The sequence below is a fragment of the Stenotrophomonas genospecies 3 genome, from assembly GCF_054473855.1.
Map to the genome: position 1 here is coordinate 114734 of NZ_JBTMUR010000014.1, position 16701 is coordinate 131434.

The following is a 16701-nucleotide window of genomic DNA, read 5'->3' on the forward strand; positions in this document are numbered from 1 at the left end:
GATCGGGTAGTGCCGGCCGCTGGCCGGCAACCACAGGATGGTTCTGGGGTTCAGGAGGTTGCCGGCCAGCGGCCGGCACTACCCCTTGAACCGCAAGCCCACGCCCGGTTCGGTGAACAGGTAGCGCGAATCCAGCGCTGAATCACCCAGCTTGTGCCGCAGCTTGCCGACCAGGATGCGCAGGTAGTGGGTGTCGTGCTGGTGGGTCGGTCCCCAGATCTCCTGCAGGATCTGTGGCTGGGTCACCACCCGCCCGGCGTTGCGCAGCAGCAGCGACAGCAGCGCGTACTCCTTGCGGGTCAACGCTACCGGCTCGCCATCCAGCGCCACTTCACGGCGGACCAGGTCCACATGCAGGTGGCCATCGTCGAATACCGGCGGCGTGCCATCACTGGGCACGCTGCGCGTACGCAGCAGCGCGCGCACCCGTGCCATCAGTTCCTGCGTGCCGAACGGCTTGGTCACGTAGTCATTCGCGCCGGTATCCAGCGCACGCACCTTCTCCGCCTCGCCGGCGCGCACGGTCAGCATGATCACCGGCACCTGGCTCCACTGCCGCAGCTGTTCCAGCACTTCGTGGCCTTCCATGTCGGGCAGGCCGATATCCAGGATCACCAGATCCATGTCCTCGCTGGCGGCCAGCTGCAGGCCTTCCTGGCCGGTGGCGGCCTGCCGCACCTGGTAGCCCTGCGCGCGCAGGCTGATGTCCAGGAACCGGCGGATTTGGGTTTCATCATCGATCACCAGCACGCGCGCGGCCGGCACGCTGGCATCAATCGGGGTCGGGCTCATCGTGGGAGGCTGGCTTGAGCAGGGGCAGGGTGATGCGGATCAGGGTACCGCGACCGTCGCGTCCGGGCAGCGCCTGCACGCTGCCGCCATGCGCGCCGATCATGCCCTGGCAGATGGTCAGGCCCAGGCCGGTGCCATGGCGGCCACGGTCGCCACGTTCGACGCTGTAGAACATGTCGAAGATGCGCGCACGCTCGTCGTCGGGAATGCCGGGGCCGGCATCGATCACGTCGATGCGCAGCTGGCCGTCCAGTTCACGCGCCTGCACCTGCACGGCCGCATCCGGCGGTGAGAATTTGGCCGCGTTTTCCATCACGTTGAACACCGCCTGTTCGACCAGCGCCGGGTGTACCCAGATCGGCGCCAGCGTGGCCGGAATGTCCAGCTCCAGCCGCACCTTCGGCTGGTAGCGCTGCAGGCGCCGTGCGGCCGAGCCGATCAGTTCGTCCACGCCGATCCAGTCGCGGTTGATCTTCAATCCCTCGTGGCCGAGGCGGGTCATGTCCAGCAGGTTCTGGATGTAGCGGTCCAGCCGTTCGCCCTCGACCAGGATGGTGTCGAGCAGGGCACGGCGATCGGCCGTATCCATTGCCGTACCATAGCTGGCCAGGCTGTCGGCCGAGCCGATCATCGCCGCCAGTGGCGAGCGCAGGTCGTGCGACACCGAAGAGAGCAGCGCCGAGCGCAGTCGCTCGGTCTCGTTGCTGACGTGCGCCTGCTCCAGTTCGGCCACCAGCCGCGTGCGCAGCGCGGCCTGCGCGATGTCATCGACCATTGCTTCGGCCAGCTGCCGTTGCTCGGGCAGCAGGCGCGCCTGTGCGCCGGGCAGGTACAGGCCGGCCACGCCGATCGCGCGGTCCTCGCCATCCAGCAACGGCAGGAACCACCACTGCGCGCCGGCCAGGGTGTCGGTGAAGCGGCCACTGGGCTGGCCATGGCGCAGCGCCCAGTCGGCGGCGGCCAGGTCGGTGTCGCCGGGCTGGCTGCGGCCACCGGTTGCGGTATCGGCGCCGATCCGCAGCCACGCCTGCACGTCCATGGCCTGTTCCAGTGCATGCCGACCCGCCTGCGCCACTTCACCATTGCCGGCCGCGCTGGCCAGCTGCCGTCCCAACTGCTGGCGCGCACGCGCATGGCGGTTGGCCGCACGCAGCGCGATCACCTGCATGCGCAGGCGCGAGGCCAGGCGCCCGGCCACCAGTGCAGCGGCCAGGAACAGGAACACGGTGATCACGCCCTGGCGTGCGCCAATGGCGAAGGTAAAGCGCGGTGCGATGAACAGGAAGTTGTAGGCGAGGAAACACAGGATCGCCGCCATCACCGCCACGCTGGCGCGCGTGCGCGCGGCCACCACTACCACCGCCACGATGAACACCATCGACAGGTCGGCCATGCCCACCCAGCGCTCGGCCAGCCACGCTACTGCGCAGGCAAGTGCGGTGGCGATCAGCGCCTGCGCCGGTTCGTAGCTGATGCCGCGCACCGGCGGCAGCAGGCCCTCGCGGCGCGAGCGCGCACGTGCCTGCGGGGTGCTGATGATGGTGATCTCGTAATGCGCGCCGCGCTGGATCAGCTGCTGGGTCAGGGTGCGGTTGAACATCCGCGCCAGCGGGCGTTCGCGGGTCCGGCCGAGCACCAGGGTCGACACGCCGTTGTGCGCGGCATGGTCGAGCAGGGCATCGGCGATGCTCGATCCGTGCAGCAGTTCGGCGTCGCCGCCCAGGCGCCGTGCCAGTGCGAAGGCCGCATCGATTTCGCGCCGGGTCGCCTCGTCCTGGCGTCGGCCCTGCACGGTCACCACCGTCCACGGCGCATCGCGGCGTTCGGCGATGCGACGCGCCACCCGCACCAGGTATTCGCTCTGACCGCCGCCATCAATGGCCACCAGCACGCCGCGACGCAGCGGCAGGTTGCTCTCGCCGCGTGCGGCGCGTGCTTCACGCAGGCTGCTGTCGACGCGGTCGGCGGCTTCCTGCATCGCCAGTTCACGCAGCGCGGTCAGGTTGGCCGGCGAGAAGAACGCCTGCAGCGCCTGCGCGGCCTGTTCGGGCACATAGACCTTGCCCTGCTGCAGGCGCGCGATCAGTTCGCGTGGCGGCAGGTCGACCAGCACGATGTCGTGCAGGCGGTCGAGCACGACATCGGGCACGGTCTCGCTGACCCGCACGCCGGTGATGCGCATCACCACATCATTGAGGCTTTCCAGATGCTGGATGTTGACCGTGGTCCAGACGTCGATGCCGGCGTCCAGCAGCTCCATCACATCCTGCCAGCGCCGCTCATGGCGGCTGCCGGGCGCATTGCGATGGGCCAGTTCGTCCACCAGCACCAGCGCCGGATGCCGTGCCAGCACGGCATCCAGGTCCATCTCCTGCAGGGTGTGGCCGTGGTAGGCCACTGCCTTCAGCGGCAGCTGTGGCAGGCCCTCCAGCAGCGCCTGGGTATCGGCGCGGCCGTGGGTTTCCACCAGGCCCACCACCAGGTCGACACCGCGGCGCAGCTGTTCCTGTGCGCGGGTCAGCATGGTGTAGGTCTTGCCCACGCCCGGCGCCGCACCGAGGAACACGGTCAGCTTGCCGCCGGCTTCGCGTTGCAGGCCTTCGACCAGGGCATCGGCCTGGCGGGTACGCGCATCAGTCATGGGTGCCATTGTGCGCGCAGCCGGTGCAGGCCGGCATCACGGTGCCTTGGCCGCGTGGTCCAGCGCGAAGTTCAGCGTCACCACGTTCACCCGCGGCTGGCCGAACAGGCCCCACTGGCGCCCTTCGGTATGCGCCTGCACCAGTGCCTGCACGCGCTCCACCGGCAGGCCGCGGGCACGTGCCACGCGTGCCACCTGCAGGCGCGCCGCCGCCGGCGACAGCTGCGGATCCAGGCCGCCGGCGGACTGGGTGACCAGGTCCGCTGGCACCTGCGCCGGGGCGACACCTTCGCGCGCGGCCACCGCAGCGGTGCTGGCGGCAACACGCTCGGCCAGGGCCGGATTGCTGCGCGCCATGTTGGAACCGGCCGCGGCCATCGGGTCGTAGTTGGCCGCTGACGGCCGTGCCTGGAAGTAGGCGTCACCGGTGAACGGCTGCGACAGCCATGCCGAGCCGCGCACCTGGCCGTTGCCATCGCGCAGCAGGCTGCCTTCGGCCTGGGTCGGGTAGGCCAGGCCGGCAAAGCCGGTGGCGATGCCGGCATAGACCGCGCCGGCCAGCAGCAGGGTGGCCAGGCCCAGGCCGATCGCCGGGCGCCAGCTGGCGCCGTCCTGCAGGCTGGCCACGCGGGCCTCGGCTTTTGCTTCGCGGGACAGGGAGGTGGAGGTGGAAGCGGAACGGTTCATGCGCCGAATACCAGGACAAGAAGGAGGTCAATTACCTTGATCGCTGCGAACGGCAGCAGCACGCCGCCGAGGCCGTACACCAGCATGTTCCGGCGCAGCAGTGCGGTTGCAGTGGCCGGGCGGAAGCGCACGCCACGCAGGGCGAGCGGGATCAGGGCGGGAATCACCAGGGCGTTGAAGATCAGCGCCGCCAGCACCGCGTTGCGCGGGCTCGACAGCTGCATCACGTTCAGTGCGGCCATGGTCGGAACGGCAGCGGCGAACAGCGCCGGCAGGATCGCGAAGTACTTGGAGACGTCGTTGGCCAGCGAGAAGGTGGTCAGCGCGCCGCGGGTGATCAGCTGCTGCTTGCCTACTTCCACCACCGCCAGCAGCTTGGCCGGGTCCGAATCGAGGTCGACCATGTTGCCGGCCTCCTTCGCCGCCTGCGTGCCGGAGTTCATCGCCAGGCCGATGTCCGCCTGTGCCAGCGCCGGGGCGTCGTTGGTGCCATCGCCGACCATCGCCACCAGGCGGCCACCCGCCTGCTCCTGGCGGATGCGCGCCAGCTTGTCTTCCGGACGGGCTTCGGCGATGTAGTCGTCGACGCCGGCTTCGGCCGCGATGGCGGCGGCGGTCAGCGGGTTGTCGCCGGTGATCATCACCGTGCGGATGCCCATCGCCCGCAGCTGCGCGAACTTCTCGCGCATGCCGTGCTTGACCACGTCCGACAGCTCGATCACGCCCAGCACATGGCGGCCCTCGGCCACCACCAGCGGGGTGGCTCCATTGCGCGCGACCTGCTCGACGCGCCCGGCCAGTTCCGCCGGCACGTTGCCGCCCAGCGCCTGCACGTGGGCACGGATCGCATCGGCGGCACCCTTGCGGATCTGCCGCCCATGTTCCAGGTCCACGCCGGACATGCGGGTCTGCGCACTGAACGCCAGGTACTCGGCGTGGTCCGGCTCGGCGGTGGCGCAGCCCTGTTCGCGCGCCAGGCGCACGATCGACTTGCCTTCCGGGGTCGGGTCGGCCAGCGAGGACAGCAGTGCCGCCTCGCGCAGCTGGCTGGCATCGATGCCGGCCAGCGGATGGAAGTGGCTGGCCTGGCGGTCGCCGTAGGTGATGGTGCCGGTCTTGTCCAGCAGCAGCACGTCGACGTCGCCGGCCACCTCCACCGCCTTGCCCGACTTGGCCAGCACGTTGGCGGCCAGCGCACGGTTCATGCCGGCGATGCCGATGGCCGGCAGCAGGCCGCCGATGGTGGTCGGGATCAGGCACACCAGCAGCGCGATCAGCAGCAGCGGATCGACCTGCACGCCGACGGCGGCACCAATGGCCGGCAACGTGGCCACCACCACCAGGAAGGTCAGCGTCATCGCCGCCAGCAGCAGGGTCAGCGCGATCTCGTTCGGGGTCTTCTGGCGGTTGGCGCCTTCCACCAGCGCGATCATCCGGTCCAGGAAGCTGTGGCCGGGTTCGGCGGTCACCCGCACGATGATCTGGTCGGACAGCACCTTGGTGCCGCCGATCACGCCGGAGCGGTCGGTACCGGCCTCGCGCAGCACCGGCGCCGATTCGCCGGTCACCGCCGCTTCGTTGATGGTGGCCAGGCCTTGCACGATCTCGCCATCGGCCGGCACCAGTTCACCGGCGCTGACGATCACATGGTCGCCCGGGCGCAGTTCGGCGGCCGGCACCTGGGTTTCGGCGGCGCCCGGCTGCGGCGCCGCCAGCCGGCGTGCCACCAGGTCCTGGCGGGCACGCCGCAGCGAGGCGGCCTGGCCACGGCCACGCGCTTCGGCCACCGCTTCGGCGAAGTTGCCGAACAGCACGGTCACCAGCAGGATCACGGTCACTGCCAGGCCGAAGCCCAGCGGCGCATTGCCGGTCAGGGTGACGATCGCGGCCACGATCGTGCCGGCCATCACCACCGCCATCACCGGGCTGCGCACCAGATGCATCGGCGACAGCTTGCGCACTGCGTCGACCAGCGCACGGCGCAGGCCGGCGCCATCCAGCAGGGCAGGGCGCGCTGCATGGGTACTACGGGTTGAACTTGCTTGGGTACTCATCAGGGTGTCCTTAGTGCAGTCCCAGGCTCAGGTGGTCGGCGATCGGGCCGAGTACCAGCGCCGGCATGAACTGCAGCACGGTCAGGATGACGATCACCGAGACCAGGGTCAGGGCGAAGGTCGGGGTTTCGATCTGCAGGCTGCCGGCAGACTCCGGGGCCTGGCGCTTGGCAGCCAGCTGTGCGGCCACCACCAGCGGAATGATCAGCAGCGGGAAGCGGCCCAGCAGCAGTACCAGCGAGCAGCTCAGGTTCCACCACAGCGTGGCGTCACCCAGCCCTTCGAAGCCCGAACCGTTGTTGGCGTAGGCCGAGACATACTCGTAGAACACCTGGCTGATGCCATGGAAGCCGGGGTTGGAGGTGCCCGCCAGGCCGGGTACGGCCAGGGTGATCGCAGTGAACACCAGCAGGGTGATCGGCTGCAGCAGCACCAGCAGGGCCAGCAGGCGCACCTGTGGCGTCTCCAGCTTGCGGCCGAACAGTTCCGGCGTGCGGCCAGTCATCAACCCGGCCAGGAACACACCCAGCAGCAGATAGACGATGAACTGCTGCAGGCCACAACCGATGCCGCCCCAGATCGCGCTGACCAGCATGTTGACCATCGCGATGCCACCGCTCAGCGGCGCCAGCGAATCATGCATGCCGTTGACCGAGCCGTTGGAGACCTGGGTGGTCACCGCCGCCCACAGCGCCGTGCCGTCGGCGCCGAAGCGCACTTCCTTGCCTTCCATCAGCAGCGGCGTGGTGGCGCTGGCGCTATGTCCTTCGCTCCACATCATCGCGCCGGTGGAAAGCAGCGACATGCCCAGCATGCAGCTGAACACCAGGGCGCCGAAGCGACGTCGGCCGGTGAACGCACCGATCATGAAGATCACTGCCATCGGCACCAACAGGATGCCGACGATTTCCAGCGCGTTCGACAGCGGGGTCGGGTTCTCCAGCGGGAAGCTGCTGTTCGGGCCGTACCAGCCGCCACCGTTGGCGCCCAGCTGCTTGGCCGCGACCATCGCCGCCACCGGGCCCAGCGGCAGCTTCTGTTCGGCCATGCCGGCGCTGGCGTCGATCGGCGTGGCCTGCGGCCCACCGGTCATCGTCGACGGCACGCCCTGGCTGGTCAGCACCAGCGTCCACACCAGGCACAGCGGCAGCAGGAAGCGCACGCACAGGCGCACCACGTCCACGTAGTAGTTGCCCACCGCCACCTGGCGGTCATCGCCGGTACCCGTCGCCGCCGCCTGCGGCGCACGCGAGAACAACGCGCGCAGCGTCGCCACTGCCAGTGCCAGGCCCATCATCGGCGTGACCACCTGCAGGCCGGTGATGCCGGTCATCTGCGAGAGGTAGGACAGCTGCGCCTGGCCAGAATAGTGCTGCTGGTTGGTGTTGGTCAGGAACGAGATCATCGTGTGCAGCGCGGTGTCCCAGCGCATGTTCGGGATCTGGTCCGGATTCAGCGGCAGCCAGGCCTGGGTCATGAACACCGCCTGGGTCAGTACCGCGACCACCACGTTGCTCAGCACGAAGGCCAGCACGTAGCCGCGCCAGGACATCGAGCGCGACGGATCGACCCCGAACACCCTGTACAGCGGTTTCTCGATCCAGTGGAACAGCACGTCGACCTTCATCGGCGTGCCACGCATCACGCGGGCCAGGTACAGGCCCAGCGGCCACGCCAGCAGCAGGCTGGCGGCAATAATCACAAGCATCTCAGTCATGGCCGGCTCCGCTCAGAACGACTCGGGCCGCAGCACGACATAAAGGAGATAGGCGGCGGCGACCAGCACCAGCACGCCACACAACAACGACAGCCAGGGGGACATTGCAATAGCGTCCTGGTGGAACCCCTCCACCTCAGGCCGTCATCGTCGTCCTGCCCCCCATAAACGCACTACGCGCCGGACCGGGCCGACGCGTAAAGAGTGCATAAATTCCGTGGTCCAATCCGTAACCAGGCCCTGGGTAGCGCCGGGCCATGCCCGGCGACGGGAGCGTGGTCAGCCCGCCGGAGCCTGGCTCGCCGGCACCAGCCCCTTCAGCTCGCGATAGCGCTGCAGGGTGCTGTCGATCTCGGCCTTCAACGCCTGCTGCTGCTGCAGGAACCCGGCCTGCAGGCGTTGCTGCGACTGCAGCTGCACGTGCCGCTGGCGGATCGCCTCGGCCTGCTTGTCGGCCACCTTGCCACCGGCCAGTTCGCGGTCACCTGCGGCCGCCAGCAGCGCCACCAGCGACTCACGCAGGCTGGTGACGTTGTACTCGGCGGTCTTCAGGTTGTTGTCCAGCACTTCCTGGCGCTCGGCGAACACCCGGCGCAGGTCGTCCTCGCTGCCATAGGTGGTCAGCATCGCCTGCTCGGTGCGCTGGCGGGTCTGCGCGGCCATCAGGTCCAGCTGCTGCTGCGCCGCCTCCGTGCTGGCGGCGGCGCGCTCTTCGTCGGTCAACGCGCGCTGGACCTGCGCATTGCGCAGGCCACTCTTCGCGTTGAACTCCTCGCGGGCATGGTTGACCGCATCGGCCGGCAGCGAATCACTGCAGATCCGCTCCTTGCCCTCGTTCCAGCAGTACAGCTTCTTTTCCGTCTTGCCGCTGTCGCGCGACTGCGCCGGTACGGTGAACGGCACGGCCAGCAGCAGGCCGGCAAAGAGGACAGCAGGAACTCGGGACATGACCTTTCCCCTGGGTCGGTCAGCGGATCGAACGGACGCCGTACTGGGCCCGGTAGGCTTCCAGCGGCTGCCGGTAACCCACAAGTTCCGGGTTGCCGGAGGCGAAATCAAGCAGGTCGGCCAACGACGCCACGGCGATCACCGGAATGCCGGCCTCTTCGGCCACCGACTGTGCCGCCGAACGGCGATCGGTTTCCGAAGCGATCTCCTGGCGGTCCAGTGCCACCACGATGCCGGCCGGGGTGCCACCGGCGGCGCGGATGATGCCCAGCGCTTCGCGGATCGCGGTACCCGCAGTGATCACGTCATCGACGATCAGCACGCGCTTGCCGTTCATGTCGGCGCCGATCAGCTGGCCGCCTTCGCCATGGTCCTTGGCTTCCTTGCGGTTGAACGACAGCGGCAGGTCGCGGCCACGCTGGGCCAGCTCGCAGGCCATCGCGGTGGCCAGCGGAATGCCCTTGTAGGCGGGGCCGAACACCACGTCGTACTTGATCCCGGTGGCATCGATGGCATCGGCGTAGCAGGCGCCGAGCTGCGACAGCAGCGAACCGGAGTCGAAACGACCGGCGTTGAAGAAATAGGGGCTCAGCCGGCCGGACTTGAGGGTGAACTGGCCGAAGCGCAGGGCGTCGGCGGTCAGGGCCAGCTGCAGGAAACGGTGGCGGTGGTCGCTCATCAAAACTCGATTCATCTTCATTTGGAGCACAAATCCTAATCCAGCTGGGCGTTTCGCGCTCGTCCGGGGCCCTGTGAAGGGTGTCGCGGCCCGGCCTGGCGGACTGCGCAGCCCCGCAGGCAACCGGTATGCTTGCCCGGTTTCCCGCCGCAGGTCCCCCGCATGCGCATCATCAGTTTCAACGCCAATGGCATCCGCTCCGCCGCAACCAAGGGCTTCCTCGACTGGTTCCGGTCCCAGGACGCCGACGTCCTGTGCATCCAGGAGACCAAGGCCCAGGAAGACCAGCTGACCGATCCGATGTTCCGCCCGGACGGCCACCACTGCTTCTACCGCGACGCCATCACCAAGAAGGGCTACAGCGGCGTGGCGATCTACAGCAAGCGCGAGCCGGACCAGGTCATCACCTCGCTGGGCTGGGCCCCGTTCGACGACGAAGGCCGCTACATCGAGGCGCGCTACGGCAACCTCAGCGTGGTCTCCTTCTATATCCCGTCGGGCAGCTCGGGCGACCTGCGCCAGGGCTTCAAGTTCGAAGTGATGGAATGGCTGCGGCCGATCCTCGAGGAATGGGCGCGCAGCGGCCGCGACTACGTGCTGTGTGGCGACTGGAACATCGTGCGTTCGGCGCTGGACATCAAGAACTGGAAGTCCAACCAGAAGAACTCCGGCTGCCTGCCGGAAGAGCGTGACTGGCTCAACGCCCTGTGCGCCGACCACGGCCAGGCCACCGATGTCGCCGCCGGCCGTGGCTGGGCTGACGCCTACCGCCTGCTCAACCCCACCGGCGAGGACTACACCTGGTGGAGCAACCGCGGCGCTGCCCGCGCCAACAACGTCGGTTGGCGCATCGACTACCAGTTCATCACCCCGGGCCTGCGTGACCGCCTGCGCAGCTGCTCGATCTACCGCGACGAGCGCTTCTCCGACCACGCGCCGTTCATCGTGGACTACGACCTGTGACCGAGGCTGCCAAGCCGCGTCGGCCGTGGCAGCAGGTGCTGTCCAACCTGAGCCAGCGCAAGGTGCTGGCGATGCTGCTGCTCGGCTTCAGTTCCGGCCTGCCGATCTATCTGGTGGGCAACACGCTCGGCTTCTGGATGCGCAAGGAAGGCATCGAGCTGAGCACGATCGGTTTCCTGTCATGGGTCGGGCTGGCCTACACCATGAAGTTCCTGTGGGCGCCGATCGTCGATAAGACCGACGTGCCTCTGTTCGGTCGCTTTGGCCGCCGCCGTGGCTGGATGCTGCTGTCGCAGCTGGTCGTGGTGGTGGGCCTGGTCGGCATGGCGTTGGTCCAGCCCAAGGGGGGCCAGATCCAGTTCCTGGGTATCGCCTGGCAGCACATCGTCGTGTTCGGCGTGATGGCCGTGATCGTGGCGTTTGCTTCGGCCACCCAGGACATCGTCATCGATGCCTGGCGCATTGAAAGTGCTGACAACAGCGAGCAGCTGGGCCTGCTGACCTCATCCTCGGCGCTGGGCTATCGCACCGCATTGCTGGTCACCGATGCGCTGATCCTGATCATCGCGGCCCGTGTCGGCTGGCAGGTCTCGTACGAGATCATGGCCGTCCTCATGGCGCTTGGCGTGGTGGCCGTGGTCATGGCCCGTGAGCCCGCGCGGGAAGTGGCTGCCGTGCAGGCTCAGGCGACCTCGCTGTGGACGCCGCGGGGCCTGTTCGACGCCGTGGCGGGGCCGTTCATCGCCTTCGTCCGCGAGCATCGTAGTGGTGCGATCCTGATCTTGGTGGCCATCAGCGTCTATCGCATGGCCGACTTCGTCATGGGGCCGATGGCCAACCCGTTCTACGTCGATCTCGGCCTGGACGAGGACACCGTTGGCGCTGTACGTGGCTCGGTGGGCCTGGTCGCGACCTTCGTCGGCATTGCTGCGGCGGGCCTGGTCTCGGTTCGCTGGGGAGTGCTGGCGGCGCTGATGGTGGGCGCCGTGCTGGGTCCGGCCTCCAACCTGGCGTTTGCCTGGCTGGCCTATTCGGGCCCGGACACCACCCATTTCGCGGTGGCCATGGCAATCGACAACTTCGCCAGCGGTTTCGCCGGTACGGCGCTGATCGCCTATATGTCGAGCCTGACCAGCATCGGATACACCGCAACCCAGTACGCGCTGCTGAGTTCGTTCTACGCGATGCCCGGCAAGGCGCTCAAGGGGCTCTCGGGGTGGTCGGTACAGACGCTCGCGCAGGGCCGGACGCTGCTGGAAGGCTACGCGCTGTTCTTCGTCGGTACCGCGCTGGTGGCGATCCCGGTGGTGATCCTCTGCGCCCTGCTGATCCTGCAGCAGCGTCGTCGCCAGGCCGCAAGCGCCACCTGATTGCCTGCCCGCCCGGTCTGCGGGATCATCGCCCCCGACGCGCCGAGGGGGCGGTGCCTTGCGAACGGGGAAGTGAGCATGGCCGACGTTGTGCTGCGGGACCTGGACCCGCTGCTGCTGGAACGTATCCGACGTGTCGCGGTTGCCCGCGGCTGGACCCACGAACAGACCTGCGCCGCCTTGCTGGAGCAGGGCCTGTTCAGCAGTGAACTGGAGGTCCGCTCCGGCTTCGGCGATCCCGAAGTGGACGCGCTCTCCGACGCCATCGCCGCCCTGCAGGCCCTGCCCGCAGGGCAGGGCTTCGATTAGTGCCCATGTAGCGTCGAGCCACGCTCGACCGCCGTTCCCGGTAGATCCACGCCATGCGTGGATGACCACCTCACGCCAGATGTATCGCCCCCAGGATCCGCGGCCCCGTCGCCCCGGTCACGCTCGGCAGGTTGCCGGCCAGCCCGTCCATCGTCCGCTGCGCCAGCCAGGCGAAGCCCATCGCTTCCACGTACTCCGGGTCCAGCCCATGCACCGCGCTGGACTCCACCTGCACCTCCGGCAGCCGCGCCGCCAGCCGCTTCATCAGCTGCCGGTTGCGCACCCCGCCGCCACAGACCAGCAGGCGCCGGGTCTGCGGCTGCTGCGCCAGCAGCGCATCGGCCACCGTCGCCACGGTCAGCTCCAGCAGGGTGGCCTGCACATCAGCGGCGGCGTACTGGCCTTCGCCCATGTGGGCCTCGGCCCAGGCCAGGTGGAACTGCTCACGGCCGGTGCTCTTCGGCGGCGGCAGCGCGAACCACGGCTCCGAACGCCAACCCGCCAGCAGGCTCTCGTCCACCGCGCCACTGGCGGCATACGCGCCGTCGGCATCAAAGGTGCGGCCGGTGTGGCGCTGGCACCAGGCATCCATCAGCGCGTTGGCCGGGCCGGTATCGAAGCCACGCACCGCGCCTTCGCGCGGGATCAGGGTCAGGTTGGCGATCCCGCCCAGGTTGAGCACGGCGCGGTCTTCATCAGCCGTGCCCAGCATGCCGAGGTGGAAGGCCGGCATCAGCGGTGCACCATGGCCTCCGGCTGCCACGTCGCGGCGGCGGAAATCACACACCGTGGTGATCCCGGTCAGCTCGGCGATGCGGTTGCCGTCGCCCAGCTGTACGGTGAAGGCCGGATTGGCCAGCGGGCGATGGCGCACGGTCTGGCCGTGCGAGCCGATCGCGCGGACCTGGCTGCGGTCCACACCGGCCTCGGCCAGCAGTTGATTGGCGGCTTCAGCGAAGCTGATCGCGATCCGCGCGTCCAGTTCGCCCAGCTCCTCCAGCGAGTCCAGCGGGCCCCCTTCGCCCAGTGCCACCAGCCGCGCCCGCAGCACCGGCTCCCAGCGGGCGGTCAGCCCATGCACGAAGCGGCAGCCACCAATGGCGGGGAACTGCACCAGTGCGGCATCGATGCCGTCGGCGCTGGTGCCCGACATCAGGCCAAGGTACAGGGGGGCGTCGCTGTCGGCAGTTGTATTCATGGCAGGCATAAAAAAAGGACGCGGCAAGCTTGGGCTGCCGCGTCCTTCTTCGTCAACGCAGGGCTCAGCCGCGCTTGCGGCCGGTCGTCTGCTTGTCCTTGGCGCTGGCCACCTCGGGGGTGGCCTCGTCGCGGCTGGTCGGCGCCGGGCTGGCGTCGGCGTAGATCAGCTTCTCCATGCCCTGGATGCGGGCCATCGCCGGTGCGGTCTGCGCGCGGAAGGCGACCAGCTCGGCGCCCTTCAGCGGCTCCGGCGGCGGCATGGTCACGGTCAGCGGGTTGCGGTGCTCGCCGTTGACGCGGAATTCGTAGTGCAGGTGCGGGCCGGTCGCCAGGCCGGTCGAGCCGACATAGCCGATCACCGTGCCCTGGGCCACGCGCTGGCCGGTCTTGATGTTCGCAAAGCGCGACATGTGGCCGTACAGGGTGGTGTGGCCGCGGCCGTGGTCGAGGATCACCACGTTGCCGTAGCCGCGCTGCACCCCGGCGAACTGCACGCGGGCGTCGCCGGCGGCCATGATCGGGGTGCCGGTGCGCGCGGCGTAGTCCACGCCCTTGTGCATGCGCATCTTGCCCAGCACCGGGTGCTTGCGCGCGCCAAAGGTCGAGCTCAGCCGCGCGAACGGGATCGGCATGCGGATGAAGCTCTTCTTCAGCGAACGGCCGTTGATGTCGTAGTACTCGGACTTGCCGTTGCGGTCGAAGCGGAAGCCGGAATAGGTCTTGCCACCGGTGGTGAAGGTCGCCGCCAGGATCTTGCTGGTGTCCACCTTCTCGCCTTCGCGCCAGGTTTCATCCATCACCACGCTGAAGCGGTCGCCCGGCTGCAGGTCCTTCGAGAAGTCGATGTCGTACTTGAAGATGTCGTCGGTCATCGTCGCGATCGCCGACGGCGACAGCCCGGCGCGGCGGGCCGCGGCATACAGCGAGCTGGTGATCTCGCCGCTGGTGACCACCGTGCGCGTGGAGGTCTCGCGTTTGGTCACCTTCTCCTTGATGTCATCGCCGGCCAGGCTCAGTTCCACCCGGTTGTCGGCATCGCGGTCGAAGCGGATGCTGCGCAGGTCACCGGACAGCGGCATGTCGAAGGCGATCTCGGCACCCGGGCGCAGCTTGGTCAGCGCCTCACGCGCACCTGGGTGGTCCAGTACCCGGTGCAGGGTGGTGGCCGGAATGCCGGCCTTGTCGAACAGGTCGCTCAGGGTCTGGCCGCGCTGCACCCGCAGCACCTGCCAGCTGTCTCCGGGCACCTGCTGCTGGCGGGCCATGGTCAGCGGCGGCAACGGCAGCGCCAGGCTGGTGTGGCTGTCGGCGAAGGGCGCGTCGATGGTGTGCGAGAAACCCGGGACGATGGTCGCCACCAGGGCGCCGATCGTCGCGAACAGGCTGGCATGCATCCAATGACGGCGCGTCCAGCGCTCATTGAAGGCGGCGGGAAGATGTTGCCTGAGCTTCCGATGCAGGGCGTTGTCGTGCAGGACGTGGAGGCGTTCCTGGAAGCGCTGCTTGCGTGCGCGCCCTTGTTCGGAATTGTGCATCGGCGGTTTTTTCCTGGCAGCCCGGGAGCGCGGGCCTGATCGCCGGTTACCATAGACACCTGAGAAAACCGCGTCAAACCCTTGTGCCCATTGGCTTTTGTGAAGCCAATCGGGTTAACTTTGCTTTAACACCCCACACAAGAATCGGCGTTGCCGGGAGTAGTCACGTGTCCTCGATTGAAGAAGCCCTTGCCCTGATCGGCCGTGGTGCCGACGAGATCCTCAAGCTCGAGGATCTGCGTGCGCGCCTGCAGGAAGGCCGCCCGCTGCGGATCAAGGCCGGCTTCGACCCCACCGCGCCCGACCTGCACCTGGGCCATACGGTGCTGCTGAACAAGATGCGCCAGTTCCAGGACCTCGGCCACCAGGTCATTTTCCTGATCGGCGACTTCACCGGCATGATCGGCGACCCGTCCGGCAAGAGCCTGACCCGCAAGCCGCTCAGCAAGGACGACGTGCTGGCCAATGCCCGTACCTATGAAGAGCAGGTGTTCAAGGTGCTGGACCGCAACCGTACCGAAGTCCGCTTCAACTCGGAGTGGTTCGGCAAGATGGGCGCCGCCGACATGATCCGCCTGGCCGGCCAGCACACCGTGGCGCGCATGCTCGAGCGCGACGACTTCGCCAAGCGCTATGCCGCCCAGCAGTCCATCGCCATCCACGAGTTCCTGTACCCGCTGGTGCAGGGCTACGACTCGGTGGCCCTGGAAGCGGACGTCGAGCTCGGCGGTACCGACCAGAAGTTCAACCTGCTGATGGGCCGTGGCCTGCAGGAACACCACGGCCAGAAGCCGCAGGTGGTGCTGACCATGCCACTGCTGGAAGGCCTGGACGGCGTCAACAAGATGTCCAAGTCGCTGGGCAACTACATTGGTATCAGCGAACCGGCCATCGACATCGTCACCAAGACCATGAAGGTGGACGACACCCTGATGTGGCGCTGGATCGAGCTGCTGTCCTTCGACATCAGCCAGGCCGAAGCCGTACAGCTGCGCGAGCAGGTGGCCAATGGCGGCCTGAACCCGCGCGTGGTCAAGCTGCGCCTGGCGCGTGAACTGGCCACCCGCTTCCACGACGCCGCGGCGGCCGAGCAGGCCATTGCCGGCTGGGAAGCGGCGGTGACCGGGCAGGGCGACATCACCCAGCTGCCGCTGCAGGACGTGGCGATCCCGGCCGAAGGCCTGCGTATCGCCGCACTGCTGACCGCGGCCGGCCTGACCCCGAGCAACTCCGAAGCCAACCGCAAGCTCAAGGAGCGTGCGGTCAAGGTGGACGGTGAAGTGGTCGAAGACGGCCAGCAGGTGCTGCAGCCGGGCTTCGAAGGCCTGCTGCAGGTCGGCAAGCGCACCTTCGCCCGCGTGCGCCTGGTCGCTGCCTGACACCAGGGAAGGGCCGGCGCAGCCGGCCCTTCCTTTTGTAGAGTCGAGCGCTGCTCGACTGCTCTTGCTCTTCGCGGGGTCCTCCCGCAGCGCGATGGATGAACGGATGCAACATCCGTTGAAAAAAATCGCCACACCCCCTTCACAAATGATGCGAATGGGGACATACTTCTCTTCCCCCGTCGCAGGGGTCGCCACCAAGGGGCTTCAGCGACAACAGGGCGCCCACCACCGCCGAACGAGATGATCGAACGAAGGTGTTGACGGACTGAAAAAGTCTGGCATAATGGGCGGCTCGCTACGAAGGAAACTTCGCAGCACACGGGAGCGGCGCTGAGGCCACTTCCCCGGATCTTTGAAAGTATGCGCAGGTATCTTGTGAAGGCGCCTGCAGGAAGGATGATTGTCCATCTTGCAGACGTTTGAT

General features: G+C 68.0%; 14 protein-coding genes. 4 read left to right on the plus strand and 10 right to left on the minus strand.

Translation table 11 applies throughout. The features are described 5' to 3' along the window. Positions 1–78 precede the first annotated feature (78 nt). The 8 genes from ACX9OT_RS18100 to pyrE form a co-directional block, all read right to left on the minus strand. Positions 79–792 (minus strand): response regulator transcription factor, encoded by a 714-nt coding sequence (locus tag ACX9OT_RS18100; RefSeq protein WP_004153862.1) that lies wholly within the window; start codon positions 790–792, stop codon positions 79–81. Further along, the gene (locus ACX9OT_RS18105; protein ID WP_149909355.1) at positions 773–3433 is read right to left on the minus strand and encodes an ATP-binding protein; all 2661 of its coding nucleotides are present in this window, start codon (positions 3431–3433) and stop codon (positions 773–775) included. The genes ACX9OT_RS18100 and ACX9OT_RS18105 overlap by 20 nt, the downstream gene beginning before the upstream one ends. A 36-nt stretch (positions 3434–3469) precedes the next feature. After that, on the minus strand, positions 3470–4120 hold the full coding sequence (kdpC, locus tag ACX9OT_RS18110) for a potassium-transporting ATPase subunit KdpC (protein WP_149909356.1): 651 nt from the start codon (positions 4118–4120) through the stop codon (positions 3470–3472). Continuing rightward, complete coding sequence (kdpB, locus tag ACX9OT_RS18115) at positions 4117–6174, minus strand: potassium-transporting ATPase subunit KdpB (RefSeq protein WP_107433501.1); 2058 nt, start codon at positions 6172–6174, stop codon at positions 4117–4119. The genes kdpC and kdpB overlap by 4 nt, the downstream gene beginning before the upstream one ends. 10 nt (positions 6175–6184) lie before the next feature. Then, a complete protein-coding gene (gene kdpA / locus ACX9OT_RS18120) occupies positions 6185–7891 on the minus strand; it encodes a potassium-transporting ATPase subunit KdpA (RefSeq protein ID WP_134951767.1) in 1707 nt (568 codons plus the stop codon). Positions 7892–7903: 12 nt separating this feature from the next. Further along, positions 7904–7996 (minus strand): potassium-transporting ATPase subunit F, encoded by a 93-nt coding sequence (locus tag ACX9OT_RS18125; protein WP_005407770.1) that lies wholly within the window; start codon positions 7994–7996, stop codon positions 7904–7906. Between the two features lie 174 nt (positions 7997–8170). Continuing rightward, complete coding sequence (locus ACX9OT_RS18130; RefSeq protein WP_049421490.1) at positions 8171–8839, minus strand: hypothetical protein; 669 nt, start codon at positions 8837–8839, stop codon at positions 8171–8173. Between the two features lie 19 nt (positions 8840–8858). Next, positions 8859–9518 (minus strand): orotate phosphoribosyltransferase, encoded by a 660-nt coding sequence (gene pyrE, locus ACX9OT_RS18135; RefSeq protein WP_010486876.1) that lies wholly within the window; start codon positions 9516–9518, stop codon positions 8859–8861. A gap of 162 nt (positions 9519–9680) precedes the next feature. Here pyrE and ACX9OT_RS18140 point away from each other — a divergent pair, with 162 nt between their 5' ends. From ACX9OT_RS18140 to ACX9OT_RS18150, 3 genes are all read left to right on the plus strand, one after another. Further along, positions 9681–10481: an exodeoxyribonuclease III gene (locus tag ACX9OT_RS18140; RefSeq protein ID WP_032128444.1), complete on the plus strand. Its 801-nt coding sequence runs from the start codon at positions 9681–9683 to the stop codon at positions 10479–10481. Beyond that, positions 10478–11851 carry an AmpG family muropeptide MFS transporter gene (locus tag ACX9OT_RS18145; RefSeq protein WP_057503977.1) on the plus strand — a complete coding sequence of 458 codons (1374 nt, stop codon included), beginning with the start codon at positions 10478–10480 and terminating at the stop codon, positions 11849–11851. The genes ACX9OT_RS18140 and ACX9OT_RS18145 overlap by 4 nt, the downstream gene beginning before the upstream one ends. A 78-nt stretch (positions 11852–11929) precedes the next feature. Continuing rightward, positions 11930–12160 (plus strand): hypothetical protein, encoded by a 231-nt coding sequence (locus ACX9OT_RS18150; RefSeq protein WP_005420465.1) that lies wholly within the window; start codon positions 11930–11932, stop codon positions 12158–12160. Between the two features lie 70 nt (positions 12161–12230). Here ACX9OT_RS18150 and ACX9OT_RS18155 read toward each other — a convergent pair whose 3' ends face one another. Then, complete coding sequence (locus tag ACX9OT_RS18155; RefSeq protein ID WP_100437767.1) at positions 12231–13358, minus strand: anhydro-N-acetylmuramic acid kinase; 1128 nt, start codon at positions 13356–13358, stop codon at positions 12231–12233. Positions 13359–13422: 64 nt separating this feature from the next. Beyond that, positions 13423–14895 (minus strand): M23 family metallopeptidase, encoded by a 1473-nt coding sequence (locus ACX9OT_RS18160; protein WP_100437694.1) that lies wholly within the window; start codon positions 14893–14895, stop codon positions 13423–13425. 167 nt (positions 14896–15062) lie between these two features. On the opposite strand from ACX9OT_RS18160, the gene tyrS reads away from it, so the two are divergent. After that, positions 15063–16274 (plus strand): tyrosine--tRNA ligase, encoded by a 1212-nt coding sequence (gene tyrS / locus ACX9OT_RS18165; RefSeq protein ID WP_134951770.1) that lies wholly within the window; start codon positions 15063–15065, stop codon positions 16272–16274. Positions 16275–16701 lie beyond the last annotated feature (427 nt).